Genomic DNA, 21,198 nt, shown 5'->3' on the forward strand with positions numbered 1-21,198 from the left:
ACAACTGCACAGCTACAGCGTTTCTCTGTCATCATCGTCGATTTTCTCAAGCATTCCATCCCGCCTTTGAGAGAAACCGCATTCATCCCAAGGAAATATATTGTTGATTTTTGATGAGTCTATTTAGCTGAAACGCCGAAATCTTCAGCAATTTCTCGGTTATTTTTTCTGCGTAAATAACTTAGAAAGATACAGTTACTATGATGCTTTTAGTCAAAAAGTACACTCAATATGACATCAAAAAATACTAGCACTCGTCTTCTTTTGGCTTTATGGGATTTGGGAGGAACGGAGCAAGAAGTTAAAAAGGGTCAACTGACTAAGCGAATTGTATCCAAAAGCCAGAAAGTAGCAGATTATCAGGGCATATTCGAGGAATTACAGAAGCAGGGTGCGATCGCAATCTCCAAAAAAGGATATTCTCTGACATCTGGCAAGGGTTTAGAGGTATTGGGTGAAGGTTTGAGAAGTGGCGATTTTAAGTTTGAAGGGACGATTGTCGGTACTTGGGCAGCGAATGCGTTGTTGCGGTGGATTAGTCAGATTGATGTGGCGGTGGCTGGTTCGGATGTACTAGTTAATGGGAAGAGTGCGATCGTATCTTACGACGATTTTAAATCAGTGACGTTGGAAGTTTACGACAAGTTGAACCAAAACTACAACTTAGACGATCTTGTGCCAATTTATCGGCTCAGGAGAGAAATAGGGGATCGGGTAAGTCGTGAAGATTTCAACGAGTGGCTACTGGAAATGCAAGCTAACGATATTTTTCAGCTGATGACTGGAGAGATACTAGACTTTAATTCTGATAAACGTGACGACTCAATCACCATACCTGGAGTAGGATTGCGCTCTTACGCCAAGCGTTTGAATTAATCAGATTCCCCCTAATCCCCGTGCATTAACTCACACCTTACAGAATCACTATGACGAATAACCCTACGTCTCCCATAGAAGCCATCAATGCTGCCATCCAAAGCGATAATCCATTTATAAACGCTGGCATTGTCAAAGAGCAGGATATTTGGAAGAAGAAATCGCCAGACGTACCTAGCTTAAATGCCCATGCTTCTGATGCAATTTTTCGAGCAATTGAATTAGTACGAACAAGTCAATCTAGTCAAGACAAAGTGACTTCGATTGCTATAACTGCACAGCAGGGAGTTGGTAAAACCCACCTTCTCAGTCGCATTCGTCATCATCTCGAAAAAGAAGGTGGTGCTTTATTCGTCTATGCGGGTGGTAATAACTATACAGACTTAAATTTGGTTAAGTACCAATTCCAGCAAACCCTAGCCGATAGTCTGAGCAAAACTGGTAGTCAGTGGGTTATGCAGTGGCAGGAAGTTGCAGCAGCTATAGCAAACGAAGGTAGAAGTGAAAATGCTCCCACTCCAGCAGAGTTAGTCAAAAAATTTGATCAAGCCTATGCACAGAGTTTGGCTAAAAATAAAAACTTAATGAATGCTCTGCAAAAACAAGTCCTCAAAAATAAGCCAAATGCAGATCCCTATATTCTTCGGGCTATTTTGTGGACGCTTTCAGAAACTCAAGCAGCTTTTGCAATCAAATGGTTATCTGGTGAAGAGTTAGCTCAAGTTAATGCTGATGAGTTGGGACTACCTAATCCTAGCAAAACAAATCAAGATAGAGAAGCTGAAGCTCTCAAAAATATTCAGCAAATTTTGAATTTGGTTAGTTTCTATAACCCAGTCGTTATTTGTTTCGATGAAATAGATGTTAGAAACAACTCTACTGATGATGGGTTGCCAACAGAAGGTGTAATCGCTAATTTGGTCAAAATTCTCCATGATACTCTCGAAAATTCTGAAGTTAGTCAAGGTGTTGTTATTCTAACAGTAATGTTACCTGAAACATGGAGAGACAAAGTAAATTCTATGCCAGGTGGTACGCCTGATAGAATTTCAAAATATACACAACGAAAACCACTAGAATTAAAACACGTTAGTGGCGACTCAATGGTTGAATTAGTCACTGTTTGGTTGAAAGAATTTTACAGTGAAAAAAATTTAATTCCTCCTCATTCACTTTACCCATTTGAAGAAAGTAAGCTAAGAGAATACGGCAAAGTAAGTAAACCAAGTGTAAGGGAAGCTCTGCGATGGTGTGCAGATAACTTTAAGATTTATGAAGAGCCGCTTCCATCTGATCCATTTGAGAGGTTTGAACTGGCATTCAAAAAGGAAAGCGAGGCAGATATTGGAGATTATATAGAGGATAGTTCCTTAATTGCTGAAGCTCTCTATTTTGGATTTGTAACTTTAAAATTTCAGACTCTAGAAGGAGTAATGATTGAAGAGGTTACAAATGATATAAAGCCTAAAGCATACCATATAAATTATATAGATTTCAAAATAATTGGTAATGAGAGAGGGAAAGAAGTAAAAATAGGTGTGGCTGTAATACAGTCTTCTCAAGCTACATTAACAGCAGGATTAAAATGGTTAATAGATTACGAAAAATATGACCTTACTCGCGGGTGTCTAGTTCGTTCCGAATACAAGATAAAACAAGTTAAAAATAACTCATCTGCATATAAATTGCTGAACGAACTTATATCTTTAAGAGGTGGAGAACACGTCGATTTGATAGGAGAGCAGATTCGCCCACTTATAGCAACTTTAGCAGTTTATCAAAAGCGCTTAAATTATCAATTAAAAGAGGAAGAGATTTTTGATATAATTTCCAAAAATAAGATTACGTTTGATAATCTTTTACTTCGAGAAATTTTAAGTAACCCATCGGGTAGTATGCCTACTATTGATGAAGAAGAAGATATCCAACTAATAGATAACTTCCTCAATTCTTCTTCAAATATTAGTGAAACAGATGACTCAGATGAATTGAACGAGTTATTTAGTTAAAGATGAGTGAATCAATTTTAATTTACAACGCACTGTGTCTACCTGCTCCCGACATTGAAGCTTTAACACAAGGGCGAACAATTGCAGCTATGTCTCGTAAATTGCTTAATACGGGGCAAAAATTCGCTCTTTACCCCCTTGATTATTCAGCAACTATACTTTCAATTGAGCAATACTACCACGCAAGTTTTTTACCCATTGCTCAAAGTGCATTAACACAGTTTAATAGTCAGGGTATTTTGTTACAGCCTAAGCAAATCAGCTTACTGAAAAATGATGAACAGTTACAATTACCCCTCTTATCCTATGAGACGGTTTCAATTAAAACTTGGGCTAAATGTGAGCGTTGCCAAATACTAGATCCAACTGAAAACTTAGATATTTTATCTCAGCTAACTATATGGAAAACAGAAGTATTTGAGGCAGTATTACAGAAAAAACCGCATATTTTTTTGGCTTACTTGCGAGTTTATCATTTACCTCAATTATGTGAAGTTGTAGCTAATCCTAACATTCAGGAAAAACTAGGAAAATTTGTTAGTTTACCTAATTCTCTAACAGTTTCTGAAACAAGGCCAGTATTAAACGATCGCACTTTCGCCCAACGCAAACACCAGTTAGAAAAGCTAGAACCCTCGCTGCATCCTGAATTGGAAGAATTGCAGAGTGCGATCGCATCCCTAACAATTAGCCAACCAGCAGCGAAACAATTAGACGACGATATCAAAGTATTTTTGGGTTGGAGTAGTGACAAGCTAATTAAGCAACCCGATCCAAATTTAGCTTGGATAAATGATATTGCAAAATTGGGCGATCGCAGCATCGAACAAGACGAGGGTAAAAGCAACTATCAAGCTGGTACAGATTTTGAAATCATCGCACGCCGTAGCCTTGATTTTTTAGGATTCAAAGTTGAAGAAAACTACAAAGGCGGTGCAGGTGGCTTAGACTTATTTTGCTCACAACCTTATCCTCTTGTTTGCGAATGTAAAGCAGGTAAAAGCATTCCTGATCGTGCAGTAGAAGAATTAGATAGGATTGGTAAAAGGCATCTTAAAGAAAATTATCTTCAAGCTATGCGGTTAATTATTGGCCCAGGTCAACCAACTAAAAATCTGAAAGAATCTGCTCAGATATCTAAAATCAGTATTATAAATGTAATGACTCTACAAAAACTCGTTGAATTCAAAGCAAAATATCCAGGGGCTATTAATTTAGTCGAATTACAGCAATATCTAGAACCTGGGCAAATTGACTATAGAATTAATGAATATATTGATAAAGCTGAGAGAGACATTAAGTTGCGATCGCAGATTATCACAGCAGTCAAAGAACTCTCTGAACAAGACAACGAAAATGCAAAAGCTACACATCCGAGTTTCACAGTTACAGAAATTCGTGTTCATTACAATGCTACTCATAATCCCCGGCTAAATGATGAAGTAGTTCACGATTTACTGATAGAACTTTCTTCACCATTAACAGGATATTTAGGGCGAATTAAAGGTAGTAATTGGAATAGCGATCGCTTTTACTTTCTCCGCGATTTACCGATTAACTAAAGATAGTATAATATATCTCTTTTCTTACCTTCGCGCTCTTTGCATCCTTCTCTGCGAGACGCTGCGCGAATGCGGTTCGTTTAAAAGCAACTGAAATGCGTAGGCGTAGCTAGCCGTAGGTATCGCTTTTACTTTCTGTGTGATTGATTAATGAATCTAAAATAAGCCAAAAGATAATTAGAATTAAACTAAAACACCAACTTACTCATCTGATTCTGCAAATAAAGATTCCAAATTTTGATAACCACTAACTAAACGGACAATTTCAATTCCACTATTTATAACTCGATAAAGAATAATGTAATTATCCAAAGGGACACCCCGCAAGTCGGGCTTGATATTTCCATAGCTGCGTCCCATATTAGGGAAACTAGCTAAATATCTACACTTTTTATCAAACTTGTCAACAAAATCCTCCCCAGCATCAATATTTACCCTGACAAAATAATCAATAATTTCTGATAAATCCTGACTAGCTCCTGGAGAGATAAGATGTTGCTTCATCCTTGCAATTCTCGCGCTTTACGCAGTTTTTCCCGCAATTGTTCCACTACAACTTCCCCATTAATACCTTCTCCTCTATCCAATTGTTCAATAGCAACTTCAACTTTCTCTCGTGTTTGTTCAACCCACTGCTGATAACCTTTTTCCCACTCTAATAGCAACTTCAATGCTTTACTAATAACTTCTTCGGGATTCGCATATCTACCTGTAGCAATTTGAGCTTGGATAATTTGCTCTAGTTCAGGTTTAATTTGGATATTCATGATTTATAATTCTAGTTTATTGAGAGCTTTAACCTTGTTATAACAAAATTTAAAGTAAGTTAATTTGAATAGCGTAGGCGTAGCCAGCCGTAGACATCGCTTTTACTTTCTCCGCGATTTACTTATTAACTAAAAATAATACAATATATCTCTTTTGTCACCTTCGCGCTGTTTGCGTCCTTCTTTACGAGACGCTGCGCCTCAGCGGTTCCTTTAAAAATAACTGAAGTGCAGATTGTTTTACAGTTAATTCATTCATGAATAATTAATACTATCTATTGACTTAATTTTATTTTATGAGATGCAATAACGAGCGTAGGCGCAGCTCGCCCCAGGTATCGCAATCCTTCATTTTATCTAAGTATATGTCATTTGTAGTGACAAACTTTACAAAAAAATCATACTTAACCACTGTGTAACCTGATTTACATTAGATGGGAGGTTTCGTACTGTCGAAGAAACACATTATACTTACTACACTGGTGTTCATTAATAACCAACCTGTACTAATTTCAAAACTTAGGTGAGATGACCCATGTATTATCAAATTTGGAATTTCTTTCTTAAAGAAGATAAATACATTTACTGGAAAGAAAAAATAAAAGTTAACAAAAGTTTTGACAAAGTTACATGGCAAAAGATTATTGATTTTTTATCACTAGTAGAGCAAACTTTCCAGTTAAAAAGTCAACTAGCAGAAACCGATAGCCTTGAGCCGTTTCTCAAGTTAGCAATAGAAAATGGTTACAATTTGACCGCAGAAGAACTTGCTTGGTTTCTAATTACGAGAAGACAGATTTGGGATCTTTTTGATTTTGCCCAAAAAACGCCATCTCTCAAAGAGGAATTACTAATAGCGAAAGAGCCGCAGCAGTTCGTCAATATAGCTGCCGATAATGGCTATTACTTTTCTGTAGATGAGTTAGCTTGGCTGTTAATTGAAATCAAATCATCTTCAGAATTAGTATCTATTAACAACAGTGTTGGAGAGATTCTCACGGTATCAAGCTACGGCAGAATTGAAACAGGATACTGGATTTGGCTGGCAGAACACTGGGGAATTGTGCCACCATTTTGTCATCGGGATAAGCCGAGTACTTTCTTATCTCAAAATGTCAACAATCCTTTTTTACCCGATCGCTGTTTTTTACCCAAGAGTTACTTTAATCAACGCCTCATGGTAATTCATAATTAAAATAATTCGTAATTAGGCAAAGGAAGAGAAGAAAGCAATACTTAACGAAACGGTATTGAGTTATAAAACTTAATTACGAATTCTAGCGGTTCTCGCTTGAGTGAGATACAAGAACCCCACCCCCAACCCCCTAAGAGCAAGCGATGAGGGGACTATAATGTACCTTATTATGATTAGGAAACGCTATATACGGTGAAGCATCCTAGATGGAAGATATATCTTCTATTTAGGATGCTTCACAATAAAAAATTGTTGCTGAGACAACAATTCTGGACAAAATGTGATATTTAGACTAGAGCTATCAGCTAGCAGAAACGGTCAAACTACCGGGTTTCTGAAGATCACCTTGCAAAACCACACCTCGCTGATTGGCATGGATATGACGCAAAATTTTGTAAATTGCCTCAACTTGCTCTGATGCGCCTGCTTTCTCGGCAAGTTCGTCAAGAGAAAGGGGAGTTTTTTCTTTTTGTAACACTGCTATCACTCGTGTTTGCAAATCGAGAATGGTGGCGGCAGCTTTTTTGCCAGCTTCTACACCTGGTTGATGGTAGGCGTTGACGTTGACTAAACTAGCGTATAAACCAACAGCGCGTTCATACAAAGCAATTAATGCCCCTACAGTTCGAGGGTTAACTTGGGGAATCGTGACTGTAATCGAATCGCGGTGATTTTCATAAAGCGCTTGTCGGGTTCCTTGAAGAAAACCGGAAAGATAATCGCCTGATGTAACTCCCGGATCTATTTCAGTGGATGGCCCCTGGCGGTCTTCTAACACTTCGATAAAGGTAGCAAAGAAATTTGCTACACCCTCGCGTAATTGCTGGACGTAAGCGTGTTGATCTGTTGAGCCTTTGTTACCGTAAACGGCGATACCTTGATGAACAACGTTGCCGTCTAAGTCTTTTTCCTTGCCCAAGGATTCCATCACCAGCTGTTGCAAATAGCGACTGAATAAAAATAAGCTGTCCTTGTAAGGTAGGACAACCATATCTTTTTCGCCCTTTCCATTGCCTGCAAAGTACCAAGATAAAGCAAGCAAGGCTGCTGGGTTGTTTTTCACATCTGGGATGCGGGTAGCGTCATCCATCTCTTTTGCGCCATCTAGCATAGCGCGAACATCAATGCCCTGTAATGCCGCTGGTACTAGCCCTACAGCAGACATTTCTGAGGTGCGTCCTCCTACCCAGTCATACATCGGAAATCTCGCCAGCCAGCCTTCATCTTTGGCCAATTTATCGAGGTTGCTATCAACACTGGTAATAGCTACCGCATATTGGGCAAATTCCAAATTGTGTCCGGCGTAGGCTTTTTTAACTTCAATCATGCCGTTGCGAGGTTCCGGCGTTCCTCCAGATTTGGAGATCACCAATACCAAAGTGCTGGCGAGGCTATTTCGGAGATGATTGAGAACGCGATCGATACCTGCGGGATCGTTGTTATCGATAAAGTGAAGTTTCAGGGGCGGGAAATCAGGAGCGAGAGCTTCCGCGACGAATTGGGGGCCGAGGGCGGAACCACCAATGCCAATAGAGATAATATCTGTGAAGCGGCTTGCTCTGGGAGGATGAATAGCACCTGTTTGGACTTTTTCCGCAAAGGCTTCGATTTGTTCTAGGGTTTGGACTATTTCTTGTGTAAGTTCTGGAGCTGGCGCTAAATCAGGATTTCGCAGCCAGTAGTGTCCAACCATGCGCCTCTCGTCAGGATTTGCGATCGCACCCTTCTCTAGTTGAGCCATATCCGCAAACGCCTTGTCAAACTTCGGCTGCAACGACTCCAGGAAGGCATCATCGAACCGCATCCGACTTATGTCTAAGTACAGCCCCAATCCCTCGTGGAAATACAACCAGTTTTGGTATCGTTGCCAAAGTGCCCTAGCATCCATAGGGAAATCTCAAATAAAGTGTTTTTCAAAAACCAGTTTAATGTAAGGTTATAGCGATCCCTGCCTAGCCTTATACAGTTTACAGTTTTCAGTGTTCCCTTAACTCCTCTCCTTAAACATCTGGCATAGGGATGACACGTAGAAATTTCACAATTTCACCCCTAATTTCTATACCAATCAGATAATTATCTAGGGTAAAGCGGTGAAAAATGCCCTCACTATCAAGCTGTCGCAGTTCTTTTAAATCAGTCAGTTGCCACTTTTGGGCTAATTCAATAAAGACAAAATCATACACCCGCTCGTAGGCGGCAGGTTCTAAATTCTTCAGGTCTAGCAAAAAAGACCTTGCATAGCGCATTTCCAGACTCACTAGGCGTTACCTTAACCAAAACTTGAGGGACACCAAAAGAGTGCTGCTGAATCAGAAAAACATCAACAGTCTTACCGCTTCTTCATGGGTTAAGATATCCCACGGTTGCTGCGATCGCTTAACTTGTTGTATGGCTTTAAGCATATAAAAGTCACAATGTAAAGCTTCCAGAACATCCCAAATGTTTTGCAAATCGTCATCGGCTAACTGCTCGATTAAGTGATGCATTCTCAGTCGCAGCAAATTCATACGTCAATTATTCCCTACCAACAAACACCAACAATAAATAGTATTCCCATAAAATTAGCTACGCTCAAGCTACGCTAAAATTTATTCGCCCCGCAAAGAGGGCAGAGGGGCAGGGCTGACTTTTCACCGGATCTCGAAAACCTCACTTCTATTTCTCTCTCCTTTTTGGAGAGAGACTTGGAATTTTCACCCTTAGAGCGTCGGGAAGGGGGTTACGGGGTTAGGTTTTTCCATAGGTGACATCTGGGGGAGCAGGGGGAGAGAAGGGGGACAAGGAAGAAGCAGGACAGTAGGGAGTAGGGAGCAGAGAGCGGAGGGGAAAGACGGTAATTCATTTTCTCCCTTGCACCCTGCCCCAATCCCCAATGCCCAATCTCTAATGCCCAATGCCCAATGCCCAATCCCCAATCCCCAATCCCCAATGCCCAATGCCCAATCCCCAATCCCCAAATAACTATTTAATATGGTTGACTATCTAATTTTCTTGGCAATTTCTACAGCACTTTTTGCTCTATTCGCACTAGGACTCAATTTACAGTGGGGCTTTACGGGGTTAATTAACTTTGGTCATATTGCTTTCATGACCATCGGAGCATATACAACTGTATTGTTAAGCTTAAAGGGCGTTCCCCTACTGATATCAGCAGGGGCTGGGGCAATTGTCGCCGCCTTGTTGGGTTTGATAATTGGTTTTGCGACTCTACGCTTACGGGAAGATTATCTGGGAATTGTCACCATTGGTACGGGGGAATTAATTCGTTTGGTGGTCAATAATCAGGAATTACCTGTGGGTGACACCTGGATTTCTGGGGCGTTTGGTGTGCAAAGTTATCCCATACCCCTATCCACCGAGCCGAATTTGTTTGTCAGATTTGTGATGATTGGGTTGTTAACGCTGTTAGCTGGCGTAACTTTTTTTACGTTGTGGCGATGGATTCGCACTACCCAAATATCTCGGACTACTGATTTAGGTAAAAGGACAACTAGCAAGCAAGAATTTATATCCCGCTTGGGTGTGGGAATTGTGTTAGCAGTTTTGGCGGCAGCGATTTATATTTCTGGGGTGATCGGACTGTATAATTACAACCCAAAAGCGGGTTTGATGCTGGTGTTGCTGCTGGTTTTAGCATTTGTATACTGGCGCTTAGAAATTTTGGTGCGATCGCCTTGGGGTAGAATTCTCAAAGCCATCCGCGAAGATGAAGAAATTCCCAAGGCGCTGGGAAAAAATGTCTTTTGGTATAAATTACAATCTCTCATGCTTGGAGGTGCGATCGCCGGGATTGCTGGTGCTTTCTTCGCTTGGCAACTGAGCGCCATTTACCCTGATAATTTCCAACCGCAGATCACTTTTGACACTTGGATTATGGTGATTTTAGGTGGTTCTGGGAATAATGTTGGCACAATCTTAGGTGCGGTAATTTTCTTTGCTTACGATGCGCTGACGCGGGAAGTCTTACCTAGAATTGTTCCCCTTGATGAAGCACGTTTAGGTGCATTTCGGATCATGGTAATCGGACTAATTTTGATGGTACTGATGATTTGGCGTCCTCAAGGTATCTTAGGGAAAAAGGAGGAACTCACTCTTGGTAAATAACTATTCATCGCCACTTCCTCTTTTGGTAGCCACTGGACTTTCTAAAAGCTTTGGTGGTATCAAAGCAGTTCATGAGGCGAAAATCGAAGTTCCTAAAGGCAGTATTACGGGCTTGATTGGCCCCAATGGTGCTGGGAAAACTACTTTATTTAACTTACTCTCAAACTTCATTCGCCCAGATAAGGGACGAGTGATTTTTGACGGCGAACCGATTCACAACCTGCAACCATATCAAATCGCCCAGCAGGGAGTAATCCGCACCTTTCAGGTTGCACGGACTCTTTCGCGGTTGTCGGTGTTAGAAAATATGCTACTGGCGGCGCAAAAACAAACTGGTGAAAATTTTTGGCAGGTGCAGTTGCAACCGCACGTTGTCGCTAAGGAAGAAAAGCAACTCCAAGAGCGAGCGATGTTTTTATTAGAATCAGTGGGTTTAGCAAAAAAAGCACACGATTATGCTGGTTGCTTGTCTGGTGGACAACGTAAGCTGCTAGAAATGGGACGGGCGCTGATGACTAATCCCAAGTTAATTTTGTTGGATGAACCTGCGGCTGGGGTGAATCCGAAATTAATTGATGATATTTGCGATCGCATTATCACTTGGAACCGTCAAGATGGGATGACCTTTCTGATTATTGAACACAATATGGATGTAATTATGTCATTGTGCGATCGCGTTTGGGTACTTGCCGAAGGGCAGAATTTAGCTGACGGTACACCTTCGGAAATTCAAAGTAATGCCAAAGTTTTAGAGGCGTATTTGGGAAAATAGAGTGCGATTGCCTTTCTGTTTCAGAGCTTCTCCCACACCTACGGTGTACTCACAAGTCATCGAATTACCCAAAACAAAATAAAAACCTCACCCTGTCCTATCTTTAATCCCTCTCCTTAGTCAGGAGAGGGACAGGTTTTACGTAGTAAAACCAGGGTGAGGTATCTCAGGCGCGGGTTGGGGCTTAGGTTTGAGAGAAAGCCGCAGATGGGCATCAAAATCTTTTGAAATTTGGCTCGTGTTAAAATCGAAGCTCATATTATAGTGGAAAAAAATTTAGGTTTTTGGCTTTAACTGAACCGTATTATCACTTGGAACCGTCAAGATTGGATAGACTTTTGTAGGCAAATTACGAATTGCGTTAGCGTAGCGGTAGCGAGTCTGCGTACTCCTGCAAAGAAGCAAGCTACGCGCAGCGTCTCGTAAAGAGCGTCATTACGAATTATTTTAGTCTTCGTTATTTTCTGCAAAATTCACTTGCTCATAAAGATCCCGCAATTCAATTTTAAAATCAACGGTTTGCAGTGATAAAGTTGCAGATTCATGTTCAAGTTCAGTAAATGACCATTGACTTTCCGCCGTTTTTACATACTGCATCACATGATACTGATATTGGTCAATTAAAATATATTCCTTGAATTCTGGAATAGAGCGATAATAAAGAAACTTATCGCCTTGGTCATAATTTTTAGTCGATTTAGATAAAACTTCAGCAATTAACATCGGGTTCATAATCGTTGTTGTGCTGGTTCCTGTATAAATAGGTTGTCCCTCAATCACCATCACATCGGGATACGTATGCTGCCGATAACGGGGTATCCACAAACGCACATCACCAATATAAATATCATAATTATTGCCTCTCAAACCAAACTTCAAATAAGCATAGAAGTTGCCTGCAATTTTATTATGATTTGTAGTGCCACACGGCATCGTTATAATTTCTCCATCACAGTATTCGCTTTTATATTCTGCCTTTTCTTCAATTTCTAAATACTCTTCAGGTGTGTAATAGAATTTTTGTGTTTCTACCTGCATAAAGATACTACCTATGATTGTGCGGTTATTGTGCGGCTAAAATTTTTTGATGATATTACCATTTTAAAGTGCTATCTGAAGTTAGTCGGCTACAAGTTTTATGTTTGGTGGGGAACGGCTTGAGGCTTAGGTTTGAGAGACAGTCGCACACAGCGTCAAATCTTCGGAAATTTGGCTGGTGTTAAAATCGAATTTAATATTGTACTTGATTGATGATATTTGCGATCGCATTATCACTTGGAATCATCCTAAACTATAAGAAAGTCCAAGAGTGGAGGCATAGCGTTATGGTAATCACTCCTAATACCGCATCTGAGGTCATCTACCCCGAAAGCGACGGACAACCAATGGCGGATAATACCAAGCAATTTCGCTGGATAGTAACTATTAAAGAAAATTTAGAAATTTTATTTGCATCGCAATCAGATGTATTCATCGCTGGAGATTTACTTTGGTATCCAGTTGAAGGCAATCCTAACATCAAAAAAGCACCTGATGCTCTGGTAGTGTTTGGTAGACCCAAGGGAGATAGAGGTTCTTACAAGCAATGGAAAGAAGAAAACATTCCGCCACAGGTGGTATTTGAAATATTATCTCCTGGTAATACAACTAAAGAAATGGCAAATAAACTCCTGTTTTATCAACGCTATGGAGTTGAAGAATATTACATTTACGACCCAGACCGAAATGAACTAACAGGCTTTGTGCGCTCAGAAGATTGGTTGGAAGAAATTAACCAGATTCATGGGTGGATAAGTCCCCGTTTGCAAATCCGCTTTGAACTTACCCCACAAACTTTAGAAATATATCGCCTTGATGGATACAAGTTTCTTACACCCGTTGAGCTTGACCAAGTACGTACACAAGAACGTCAAGCCAAAGAAGTAGCTCTCCAACAACTGGAACAAGAACGCCAACGATATCAAGATTTATTGACACGACTGCAAGAACGGGGAATTAACCCAGAACAACTGTTGTGAAACATCTTTCATACCTATGTTGTACGCCAATAAACCCCATCCTCTCGCTGCATTAACTTGCAAGCAATCAACTCCCGTCGCAGGGTGGCGCAGTCAGGATGGTAGCGTTTGAGAATGTCATTTACTAGGCGTTCTGGATACTGAACCCCAATCTCAAATTTACTTGCTAACCACTTCAGAATTACTAAACGCTTTTTGCGACTAGCAGGAATTTCTTTGAGACATTCGCCCTCGAAATAATTTTTTAATACTTTGCTTTCCCAAGCTTCAATATCCACATCCTCTATCAAAGATGCCATTTTCTCAGGTGTAAAAATTTCCTTGCTAATGCTTTGCAAAGCCTCGCTATCCAATTGATATAGACGGCTATTACCTTCGGGGCGCACAGTTACCAAATTTAGCTCCTTAAGTTTCGCTAAATGATGGGATACCGTCGGTTCCTTGAGTTGCAGTAGCACCGCCAATTGTTCGACGCTGCACTCCTGATTCGCCAGGATACCTACAATCTTCAATCGGCTATCATCCGCTAATGCCTTGAAAAAGCGCAGTAAGATGTTAAATTGCTCTGCTTGCATAACTAACTTCTAATTAGATATCTATCTAATTAGAAGTATATCTAATTGAAAAGCTCACATCCCCGACTTCTCAAAAAAATCGGGGATTTTGTTGTTTAGGGACTTCCAAATAAAAAAATACTCAACTACTTCTTGTGGGGTGGGTGTCTCACCCGCCCACAGCCAAAGGCGGGCAAGATGCCCACCCCACAAGATTGGATAATTTATTTGTTGGAAGTCCCTTAATTTAACTAAACTGTTCCTCTGCATCGAGGTTGAACAGCATTTGCAGAGTTTGCATACAACGCCGTCTGGCTTCCACATCTTGCTGCGATCGCAATTGCACCATCGGGTCATGTAAAATTTTATTGACAATTCCCCGCGTTAATGCTTCAATCACCTCTTGATGTTTTTCTGCAAATTCCGAACCCAATCTCGACAAAGCTTTTTCTAACTCTTGTTCGCGGATGGTTTCGACTTTATTTCGCAGACAGCTAATAGTAGAGACAGTTTCTAAACTGCGCCACCAAATATCAAAGGCTTCCACTTCTTCTTCTAAAAGTTTCTCTGCTTCCTGTGCAATCTTCCGACGGCTTTCGTAGTTTTGCGCTACTACAGCCTTCAAATCATCCACATTAAACGCCTGGACATTTTCCAGTTCATTTACATCCGCATGAACATTACGCGGCACAGAAATATCAAATAACATTAAAGAGCGCTGAACTTCTAAAACCATTTCCAATTTGGCACGGTCAAGTATTGGCTCTGTTGCCGAAGTACTTGTAAACACCAAATCACTATCGGCAATTACGCTCATCATTTCCGATAGCGGGTGAATTTTGATCGGTTGTTGAGGGAACTGCTTTGCTAATTCTTGGGCGCGATCGCGAGAGCGATTTACAATACTAATTTCCACAGCACCTTTAGAAAGCAGGTGTTGCACCAGCAACCGCGACATCTTACCAGCACCCAGAATTACCACTCGACAAGCAGCTAAATTTGCGACTTTAATTTGTGCTAACTCCACAGCTGCCGAACTGATAGAGACAGCACCAGTACCAATACTAGTTTCAGTGCGAACCCGCTTACCAGCTGTCAGCGCTTGTTTAAATAATCGATTCAAAATGGTTTTTATACCGCTATATTGCTGCCCCAGTTTGTGAGTAGTCTTCACCTGAGCCAGAATTTGACCTTCTCCGAGTACCAGACTATCTAAACCACCTGCTACCCGCATAACGTGCATCACTGCATCATCATGCAGCAACATAAACAAGTGTTGTCGCAGAGAAAGCACGGGTAACTTACTGTATTCCGCAAGAAACTGCGTTATTTCTCGGATACCTTGGTCTGCTTCACTGGTAACAATGTAAATTTCCAGGCGGTTACAAGTGCTAAGAATTGCAACTTCGTCAATATGGGGATAGCTGGCTAATTGAGCGATCGCACTTTCAATTTGTGGTTCTGGAATGCTCAGTTTTTCCCGGACTTCTACTGGGGCTGTTTTATGGCTTAACCCCACCACTGCTATATTCATTTGCTAAATCGTAGTTACTAGTTGGTAGTTGGCAATTGGGCATTGAGTGAGAATAGGGAATGGGGAATTTTTATTTATTGGTTGATAGTTTTTCCAACCAACAATTAATCACTAACTACTAACTACTAACTACTGTAAGGGTAAAGCATTTTGGTGAGTATTTTTCAGTTTTATAGAAAGATTTCTTTCCTGATGCTTTACCCCTACTTTTACCATTCCCCATTCCCTAAAAATTAGTTCAGTTGGAGACTCTTCGGTTCGCCAAACATGTGAATCGTATCAACAAATCGAGCAGTTTTCGACTGGTTAGAAATTACCAAGCTTTGAGTTCTGGCTCCGCCGTTGAAGAAACGTACACCTTGCATGAGATTACCACTGGTAATACCGCTAGCCGCGAACAGAACAGTTTTACCAGATGCCAGTTCATGAGCATCATAGACCTTATCGGGGTCATTGATATTCATAGACTTTAAGCGATCGATATTGGCTTCTCTGCTTTCTCCAATCAGACCTGTTTTTACGACTGCGGGATCGTAAATCAGTTGACCTTGGAAGTGTCCACCCAAAGCACGCATTGCTGCTGCCGAGATTACGCCTTCAGGAGCCGCACCAATACCCATCAGAGCGTGGATATTAGTTCCAGCAAAACCGCAGCTGATGGCTGCACCCACATCACCGTCTGAAATTAGGGCGACTCTCGCTCCAGCCTCACGGATTTCTTTAATTAAATCGTTGTGGCGTTCGCGCTTCATGACCACGATCACGAGTTCTTCAATAGAGCGCTCTAGACACTCAGCGAGAATCTTGAGGTTTTCTGTTGCTGATTTGTTGATGTCTACCTTGCCCTTAGCTGCGGGAGGTGCCGCTAACTTCTTCATGTAAAAGTCAGGAGCAGCAAATAATCCACCCTTCTCAGAAATTGCCAAGACAGCCATCGAACCAGGTTGTCCATAAGCTACCAAGTTCGTACCTTCACAGGGGTCAACGGCGATATCAATTTCAATTAGTTCATCAGGGTTACAGAAACTTGCGGCATCTGGTTGGGTACAGATACCAACTTCTTCCCCGATGTATAGCATCGGCGCGTCATCGCGTTCGCCTTCCCCGATAACGATGCGACCGCGCATGTGGATTTTATTCATCCGCTCCCGCATAGCTTCCACAGCTACCTGGTCAGCGATGTTTTTTTCGCCTTTACCCATCCATTTCGAGGAAGCGATCGCAGCTTGCTCTACTACTTCAATAATCTCTAACCCAAGTGTATTTTCCACAGAGTCCGCCCTCTCAACTGCTTGAATTTCCGTCGTTTTATCTGGCTATTTCAGTCTTCAAGTCTACCAAAGGGCGGATACACGTGGAAGAAAGTTAAGTTTTACTGCTAACTCGTTAGAAAAGTGCCAGTTAATACATCCTGATTTTTTACTCATAATTACTCCAGTATAAAACCTGTTCACAAGTAACTAAGTTACAAACTGGTACAAATAAGTAACAGTGTATATCCAGAACATTCCTTTTCTTAAGTATCTATCTTTAGGTATAAAATAATAAATAAAAAAGCTGGTAGATTCACTAAAAACTAAAGAACGAGGCGTAGAGTAAATAACTTGTCAAATTCAGAGGTTAATCGTGTTTATCGACTACATCACCCTCATGTTAATCAACATGGTAGCTGGGTTATTTCTACTAGCTGACTATGTATACCGTGGTATAGATAGCTCTAATCAAAGATCGTGGATTCCCGGTTTCGGGATAACAGGCGCGATCGCACTTACAACTGGTTTACACATGAGCTTCACCTGGCCAGTAATCGGTAGCTTTAACATTGCCTTCGGTGAGACGAGTGTCCTATTTGGAATCTTGTTTGTGGCAGCGGCGATTTCTCTTGCTCAAGGTTGGGATTTATTGACAATAGCAATTTATGGCTTCTTTGCTGGTGCAGTTGCGATCGTAGTCGGTATCCGCATCATCAACTTGAATTTGACAAAGCAACCGCTTTTATCGGGAATCGGCTTTATTTTAACTGGATTAGGTGGTATTTTTGCCGCCCCAACTCTCTATTGGAAAACCAACCGAACTTGGCGGTTAATTGGTGTAGCAGTGCTGATAGTAGCGGCTTTAATTTGGGCATTGACTGGATATTTATCTTACTGGAATCATTTAGAAAGTTTCCAAAAGTGGGTTCCAGTGCCGATGCGGTAAGCAATGATCTAGGCTAGAGATATAGTTAAAACCTTGCTTAAAATCAATATGCTAGACTTTCTTAATCCCCTTTTAAATCGCCATCCAGAGCGAGTTAAAGCCAACGTCGAACTTTACACCTGGCAAACTTGTCCTTACTGCATTCGTGCCAAAATACTGCTGTGGTGGAAAGGTGTAAATTTTACTGAATATAAAATCGACGGCGACGAAGCAGCCAGAGCGAAAATGGCGGAACGCGCTAACGGCCGCCGTAGTGTACCACAAATTTTTATCAATAACCAGCACATTGGCGGCTGCGATGACCTCTATCAGCTAGACACACAAAGTCAACTCGACCCCCTTTTAGCCCAAGCCGCTATTTAGAAATCAAATTAGCCACCAAAGGCGGGCTTGGAAACGCTAAATTTAATAATTTTGATTTGTTCTAGCCCATACTTCTAGAACACCAATTCAGTAATCCTGAAAGAACCTCTCCCCCAACCCCTCTTTGCTTCAAAGAGGAGTGTTTTGCTCACCCTTCCTCACCACGAAAAGCGGAAATTCAAAGCCTCTCTCCTAAAAGGCTACGGTCTACACACAAGTCCTAAAAACCTTGCGTGATTTGGCTTAACTCGTTCCCAGGCGGAGCCTGGGAATGCATTCATTGAGTCTCTGACTCAATGTCTAACTGGAGGCAGCAGCCCCTAATCAGCCATTCCCATGCTCTGCATGGGAACGAGAAAACAATGGGAATCGAGCTTTTTTCGACTTGTGTGTACACCGTAGCCTTTTAGAAGAGAGGAATGGAAGAGAGGTCAGAATATTAAATTGCACATCGCTTATTAATAAGAATATGTTAAGTAAATACACGGAATATCTTATACATCAAAAATGGATGAGTTGTGCCCTCGAATTAGCAAAAACAGCAGGTAATGCAGGTGAAATCCCTGTAGGTGCTGTTATCATTGATTCAACAGGCAAATTGCTAGCACAAGGAGAAAACAGAAAAGAGCGCGACAAAGACCCTACCGCCCATGCGGAAATTCTCGCTCTCAAGACAGCTGCAACAACTTTACAAAATTGGCATCTTAATGAATGCACCCTCTACGTAACTCTCGAACCTTGTCCGATGTGTGCAGGTGCTATTTTACAAGGGCGTCTAGGATTACTTGTATATGGAGTAGACGATACAAAAACTGGCGCGATTCGTACAGTTATTAACATACCTGATAGCGCTGCTTCTAATCACCGCTTACAGGTAATCGGAGGCATTCTAGAGTCAGCTTGTCGTCAGCAATTACAGACTTGGTTTGCCACTAAGCGGCGTAGTGTAAACTAACAGACAGAGGTAAAACTGTCCATCTAGTACGACACAAGTCAGGCAAGAGAATCTACGGTGTAACTAATCAGGCTTTTCGTTAAATTTTTACCCGTCAATCAGCTGCATCCGTCATGATGGAATTTTACTCTTCATCCGATACCTGCCAGCGCACACCAGCAAATTCTGAGGTGGCTCCCACTACCTCACGGGTTTCTCCTTGGTTGAGTCCCCTGGCATATTTATTAGGGCGTCACTGCCTATTACCATTATTCTTTGGGCAAATTAGAATAACCGGACAAAAAAATATCCCTACAACTGGGCCTGTGATCTTTGCGCCTACTCATCGGGCGCGTTGGGATGCATTACTCGTACCTTACGCTACCGCTGATTGTCGCAGAGAACAAGACATGCGGTTCATGGTGACTATTGACGAATGCCAAGGTTTGCAAGGCTGGTTTGTCCGACGTTTGGGGGGGTTTCCTGTAAATTCTAAGCATCCGTCAATCCGCACCCTGCGACATGGAGTAGAGCTACTTCAGCAGCACAAAACCCTGGTAATCTTTCCAGAAGGTAACATTTTTCGTGATGGCCAAGTTCACCAGTTGAAGGCGGGAATTGCTCGTCTTGCTTTGAGTGCTGAATCTAGTCATTCCGGGCTGGGAGTGAAAATTATACCTGTATGCATTAATTACAGCCAACCTTATCCCAATTGGGGTACAGATGTGAGTATTGACATTGGCTCACCAATCAGAGTCGCGGATTACATGAATGGCTGTATAAAACAAGATGCAAAAAGCATCACAACTGATTTAGCAAAGGCACTGCAACAATTAAGCCATCAAGAAACAAAAGTTACTAATCACGCATTTGCAGAAATTACTAATTCTTGATCTCATCAAAGTCAAAAGTTCTAAGACTGGCTCTTAACCATTGATCATTAACCGTGCATAATTAATAAACTGTACCTTTTCAAGGTTTAACACTAATTGCTAACTGCTATATCCATCCTGAATAAGTCACAAAAGATGAATGGTATTTTGCAACCTTCGAGGATATATATATAGATTACCCTCTATTAACAGGATATTCAGCCAAATTGGCATTTTTTTGTCTGCAAACTACTGAATTGGTTGATGATAAATATTTTTACTATTTGGTCAGACAGTTAAATGAAAGTCTTTGGATACTCGGTAAATATGGCTGGTAAAAACAAAATTTTGGGAAGCGTAGACTGGGGACATCTCGATCTTTAACTTGTTTGGTGAGATGGCGTTTCACGCCCGTTGGAAGCGATCGCAAATAGTTCAAGCAGCTTTTTGGGAAAATTCTCCTGCCAAATATCCTAGTGAACCTGAGATAATTATTGGTGAGGAAAGTCGGTAGTCAGACGGATAGTGAGGCACTCCACCGTAGGTATCACTGATCGCGGCGATATAAGTTAGTTGGTATACAGGGGTAATGGGAACTCTATTAAACAGATTTTTAGTCTAAATCAGAGATACTTAGGATGTAACTTTGCTTTGTCCAAAACCAAAACAGAGTTAAGATACCCGAAGTTTCCATAACTCTTTTATATAGTTGTCGCACTAATTGATCCCATGAACACTGCTGCCGCTGTTACCTTGATGCACCGTACTGTTTTATCAGTTATAGCAGTCCTCAGCCTGCTATCACCTGTGAATGCTCAGGTATCACAGTCACCAGGCACTACCAGCCAACCACAACCCATTGACCCCAACGATCCCAATAACCTCCGCCCCATAACCGAAAGTAACAGCCTTTTGAGCATTGCAGGGGGCGATCGCCTCGTCAAAGATGCAGAACAAGCCGTTTCTGCTCAAAATTACCCCTTAGCTGCTAAGAAGCTACAAGAAGCACGTCAGGTTTATAATCAGCTATCTAATTTTTATCAAGAGTTAAATTCTAGCTTTTCGGGAATTGACAACAGAGTTTCTGATTCTCAGCGTCAAAAAGCTCTATTAACAGCCCAAAAGCGAGATGAAGCCACCTTTCAGCTAGCATTGGTACATCGGGCACAAAATCAGCCAGAATTAGCTGTACCGTTGTTAGTTCAAATAATTAAGAGTCAAAACCCGACGCGGGATTTAGGTAAGAAAGCCTATAAACAGTTGTTTGAATTGGGTTTTGTTGATTCTCCCTATCCCAGAGAAGGCGGTAATTCATCCTCTTCATCCCCAAAAAAATAAATTAAATTTTTGTTGGCTCTTTTTACCTACCCACATTTCCCAACCAGTTGCTTGGGAACGCCCCAGTGCTAGGATAGAGCTATCCACCGTAACCAAAACCT

General features: G+C 41.3%; 21 protein-coding genes. 12 read left to right on the forward strand and 9 right to left on the reverse strand.

From position 1 onward, the window contains the following. Window positions 1–231 precede the first annotated feature (231 nt). From V7K62_RS00475 to V7K62_RS00485, 3 genes are read left to right on the forward strand one after another with little or no spacing between them, the layout of a single operon-like run. Complete coding sequence (locus V7K62_RS00475) at window positions 232–876, forward strand: hypothetical protein (RefSeq protein WP_334860646.1); 645 nt, start codon at window positions 232–234, stop codon at window positions 874–876. Window positions 877–926: 50 nt separating this feature from the next. Further along, entirely contained in the window at window positions 927–2,885 is a 1,959-nt protein-coding gene (locus tag V7K62_RS00480; protein ID WP_334860648.1) for a P-loop NTPase fold protein, read from the forward strand. A 2-nt stretch (window positions 2,886–2,887) separates the two neighbouring features. Continuing rightward, window positions 2,888–4,447 (forward strand): DUF1802 family protein, encoded by a 1,560-nt coding sequence (locus V7K62_RS00485; protein WP_334860650.1) that lies wholly within the window; start codon window positions 2,888–2,890, stop codon window positions 4,445–4,447. Window positions 4,448–4,648: 201 nt separating this feature from the next. Here V7K62_RS00485 and V7K62_RS00490 read toward each other — a convergent pair whose 3' ends face one another. Then, on the reverse strand, window positions 4,649–4,951 hold the full coding sequence (locus V7K62_RS00490; protein WP_334860652.1) for a type II toxin-antitoxin system RelE/ParE family toxin: 303 nt from the start codon (window positions 4,949–4,951) through the stop codon (window positions 4,649–4,651). Next, entirely contained in the window at window positions 4,948–5,214 is a 267-nt protein-coding gene (locus V7K62_RS00495) for a ribbon-helix-helix domain-containing protein (RefSeq protein WP_334860654.1), read from the reverse strand. Before V7K62_RS00495 ends, V7K62_RS00490 begins: the two co-directional genes overlap by 4 nt. A gap of 535 nt (window positions 5,215–5,749) precedes the next feature. Between V7K62_RS00495 and V7K62_RS00500 the strand changes: the two genes are divergently transcribed. Continuing rightward, window positions 5,750–6,409: a Nif11-like leader peptide family natural product precursor gene (locus V7K62_RS00500; protein ID WP_334860656.1), complete on the forward strand. Its 660-nt coding sequence runs from the start codon at window positions 5,750–5,752 to the stop codon at window positions 6,407–6,409. Between the two features lie 301 nt (window positions 6,410–6,710). Here the strand turns inward: V7K62_RS00500 and V7K62_RS00505 are convergent, their stop codons facing one another. From V7K62_RS00505 to V7K62_RS00515, 3 genes are all read right to left on the reverse strand, one after another. After that, the gene (locus V7K62_RS00505) at window positions 6,711–8,297 is read right to left on the reverse strand and encodes a glucose-6-phosphate isomerase (RefSeq protein ID WP_334860658.1); all 1,587 of its coding nucleotides are present in this window, start codon (window positions 8,295–8,297) and stop codon (window positions 6,711–6,713) included. Window positions 8,298–8,409: 112 nt separating this feature from the next. Continuing rightward, entirely contained in the window at window positions 8,410–8,667 is a 258-nt protein-coding gene (locus V7K62_RS00510; RefSeq protein ID WP_334802240.1) for a cytotoxic translational repressor of toxin-antitoxin stability system, read from the reverse strand. A gap of 51 nt (window positions 8,668–8,718) precedes the next feature. After that, window positions 8,719–8,916, reverse strand: a complete 198-nt coding sequence (locus V7K62_RS00515; RefSeq protein WP_229473409.1) for a hypothetical protein — start codon at window positions 8,914–8,916, stop codon at window positions 8,719–8,721. Between the two features lie 463 nt (window positions 8,917–9,379). Between V7K62_RS00515 and V7K62_RS00520 the strand changes: the two genes are divergently transcribed. Further along, window positions 9,380–10,513: a branched-chain amino acid ABC transporter permease gene (locus tag V7K62_RS00520; protein ID WP_334860662.1), complete on the forward strand. Its 1,134-nt coding sequence runs from the start codon at window positions 9,380–9,382 to the stop codon at window positions 10,511–10,513. After that, on the forward strand, window positions 10,503–11,285 hold the full coding sequence (locus V7K62_RS00525; protein WP_334860664.1) for an ABC transporter ATP-binding protein: 783 nt from the start codon (window positions 10,503–10,505) through the stop codon (window positions 11,283–11,285). The genes V7K62_RS00520 and V7K62_RS00525 overlap by 11 nt, the downstream gene beginning before the upstream one ends. A 447-nt stretch (window positions 11,286–11,732) precedes the next feature. Here V7K62_RS00525 and V7K62_RS00530 read toward each other — a convergent pair whose 3' ends face one another. Beyond that, entirely contained in the window at window positions 11,733–12,323 is a 591-nt protein-coding gene (locus V7K62_RS00530) for a Uma2 family endonuclease (RefSeq protein WP_334860666.1), read from the reverse strand. Between the two features lie 287 nt (window positions 12,324–12,610). Between V7K62_RS00530 and V7K62_RS00535 the strand changes: the two genes are divergently transcribed. Continuing rightward, window positions 12,611–13,303, forward strand: a complete 693-nt coding sequence (locus tag V7K62_RS00535; RefSeq protein ID WP_334860668.1) for a Uma2 family endonuclease — start codon at window positions 12,611–12,613, stop codon at window positions 13,301–13,303. Window positions 13,304–13,317: 14 nt separating this feature from the next. Here V7K62_RS00535 and V7K62_RS00540 read toward each other — a convergent pair whose 3' ends face one another. The 3 genes from V7K62_RS00540 to glpX all read right to left on the reverse strand — a co-directional run bounded on the left by V7K62_RS00540 (window position 13,318) and on the right by glpX (window position 16,662). Next, window positions 13,318–13,878, reverse strand: a complete 561-nt coding sequence (locus V7K62_RS00540) for a DUF2087 domain-containing protein (RefSeq protein ID WP_334860670.1) — start codon at window positions 13,876–13,878, stop codon at window positions 13,318–13,320. 226 nt (window positions 13,879–14,104) lie between these two features. Next, on the reverse strand, window positions 14,105–15,391 hold the full coding sequence (locus V7K62_RS00545) for a glutamyl-tRNA reductase (protein WP_334860673.1): 1,287 nt from the start codon (window positions 15,389–15,391) through the stop codon (window positions 14,105–14,107). A gap of 233 nt (window positions 15,392–15,624) precedes the next feature. Then, the gene (gene glpX / locus V7K62_RS00550; protein ID WP_334860675.1) at window positions 15,625–16,662 is read right to left on the reverse strand and encodes a class II fructose-bisphosphatase; all 1,038 of its coding nucleotides are present in this window, start codon (window positions 16,660–16,662) and stop codon (window positions 15,625–15,627) included. Between the two features lie 355 nt (window positions 16,663–17,017). Here glpX and V7K62_RS00555 point away from each other — a divergent pair, with 355 nt between their 5' ends. From V7K62_RS00555 to V7K62_RS00575, 5 genes are all read left to right on the forward strand, one after another. Further along, the gene (locus tag V7K62_RS00555; RefSeq protein ID WP_334860677.1) at window positions 17,018–17,590 is read left to right on the forward strand and encodes a DUF981 family protein; all 573 of its coding nucleotides are present in this window, start codon (window positions 17,018–17,020) and stop codon (window positions 17,588–17,590) included. 48 nt (window positions 17,591–17,638) lie between these two features. After that, window positions 17,639–17,953 (forward strand): glutaredoxin 3, encoded by a 315-nt coding sequence (gene grxC, locus V7K62_RS00560; RefSeq protein WP_196523084.1) that lies wholly within the window; start codon window positions 17,639–17,641, stop codon window positions 17,951–17,953. A 469-nt stretch (window positions 17,954–18,422) separates the two neighbouring features. Further along, window positions 18,423–18,908, forward strand: a complete 486-nt coding sequence (gene tadA / locus V7K62_RS00565; RefSeq protein ID WP_334860679.1) for a tRNA adenosine(34) deaminase TadA — start codon at window positions 18,423–18,425, stop codon at window positions 18,906–18,908. 113 nt (window positions 18,909–19,021) lie between these two features. After that, entirely contained in the window at window positions 19,022–19,780 is a 759-nt protein-coding gene (locus tag V7K62_RS00570) for a lysophospholipid acyltransferase family protein (protein ID WP_334860681.1), read from the forward strand. Between the two features lie 708 nt (window positions 19,781–20,488). Continuing rightward, the gene (locus V7K62_RS00575; protein ID WP_334860683.1) at window positions 20,489–21,097 is read left to right on the forward strand and encodes a hypothetical protein; all 609 of its coding nucleotides are present in this window, start codon (window positions 20,489–20,491) and stop codon (window positions 21,095–21,097) included. Window positions 21,098–21,198 lie beyond the last annotated feature (101 nt).

The sequence above is a fragment of the Nostoc sp. genome (genome assembly GCF_036917935.1).
In the GTDB taxonomy this organism is placed as follows: Bacteria; Cyanobacteriota; Cyanobacteriia; order Cyanobacteriales; family Nostocaceae; genus Nostoc.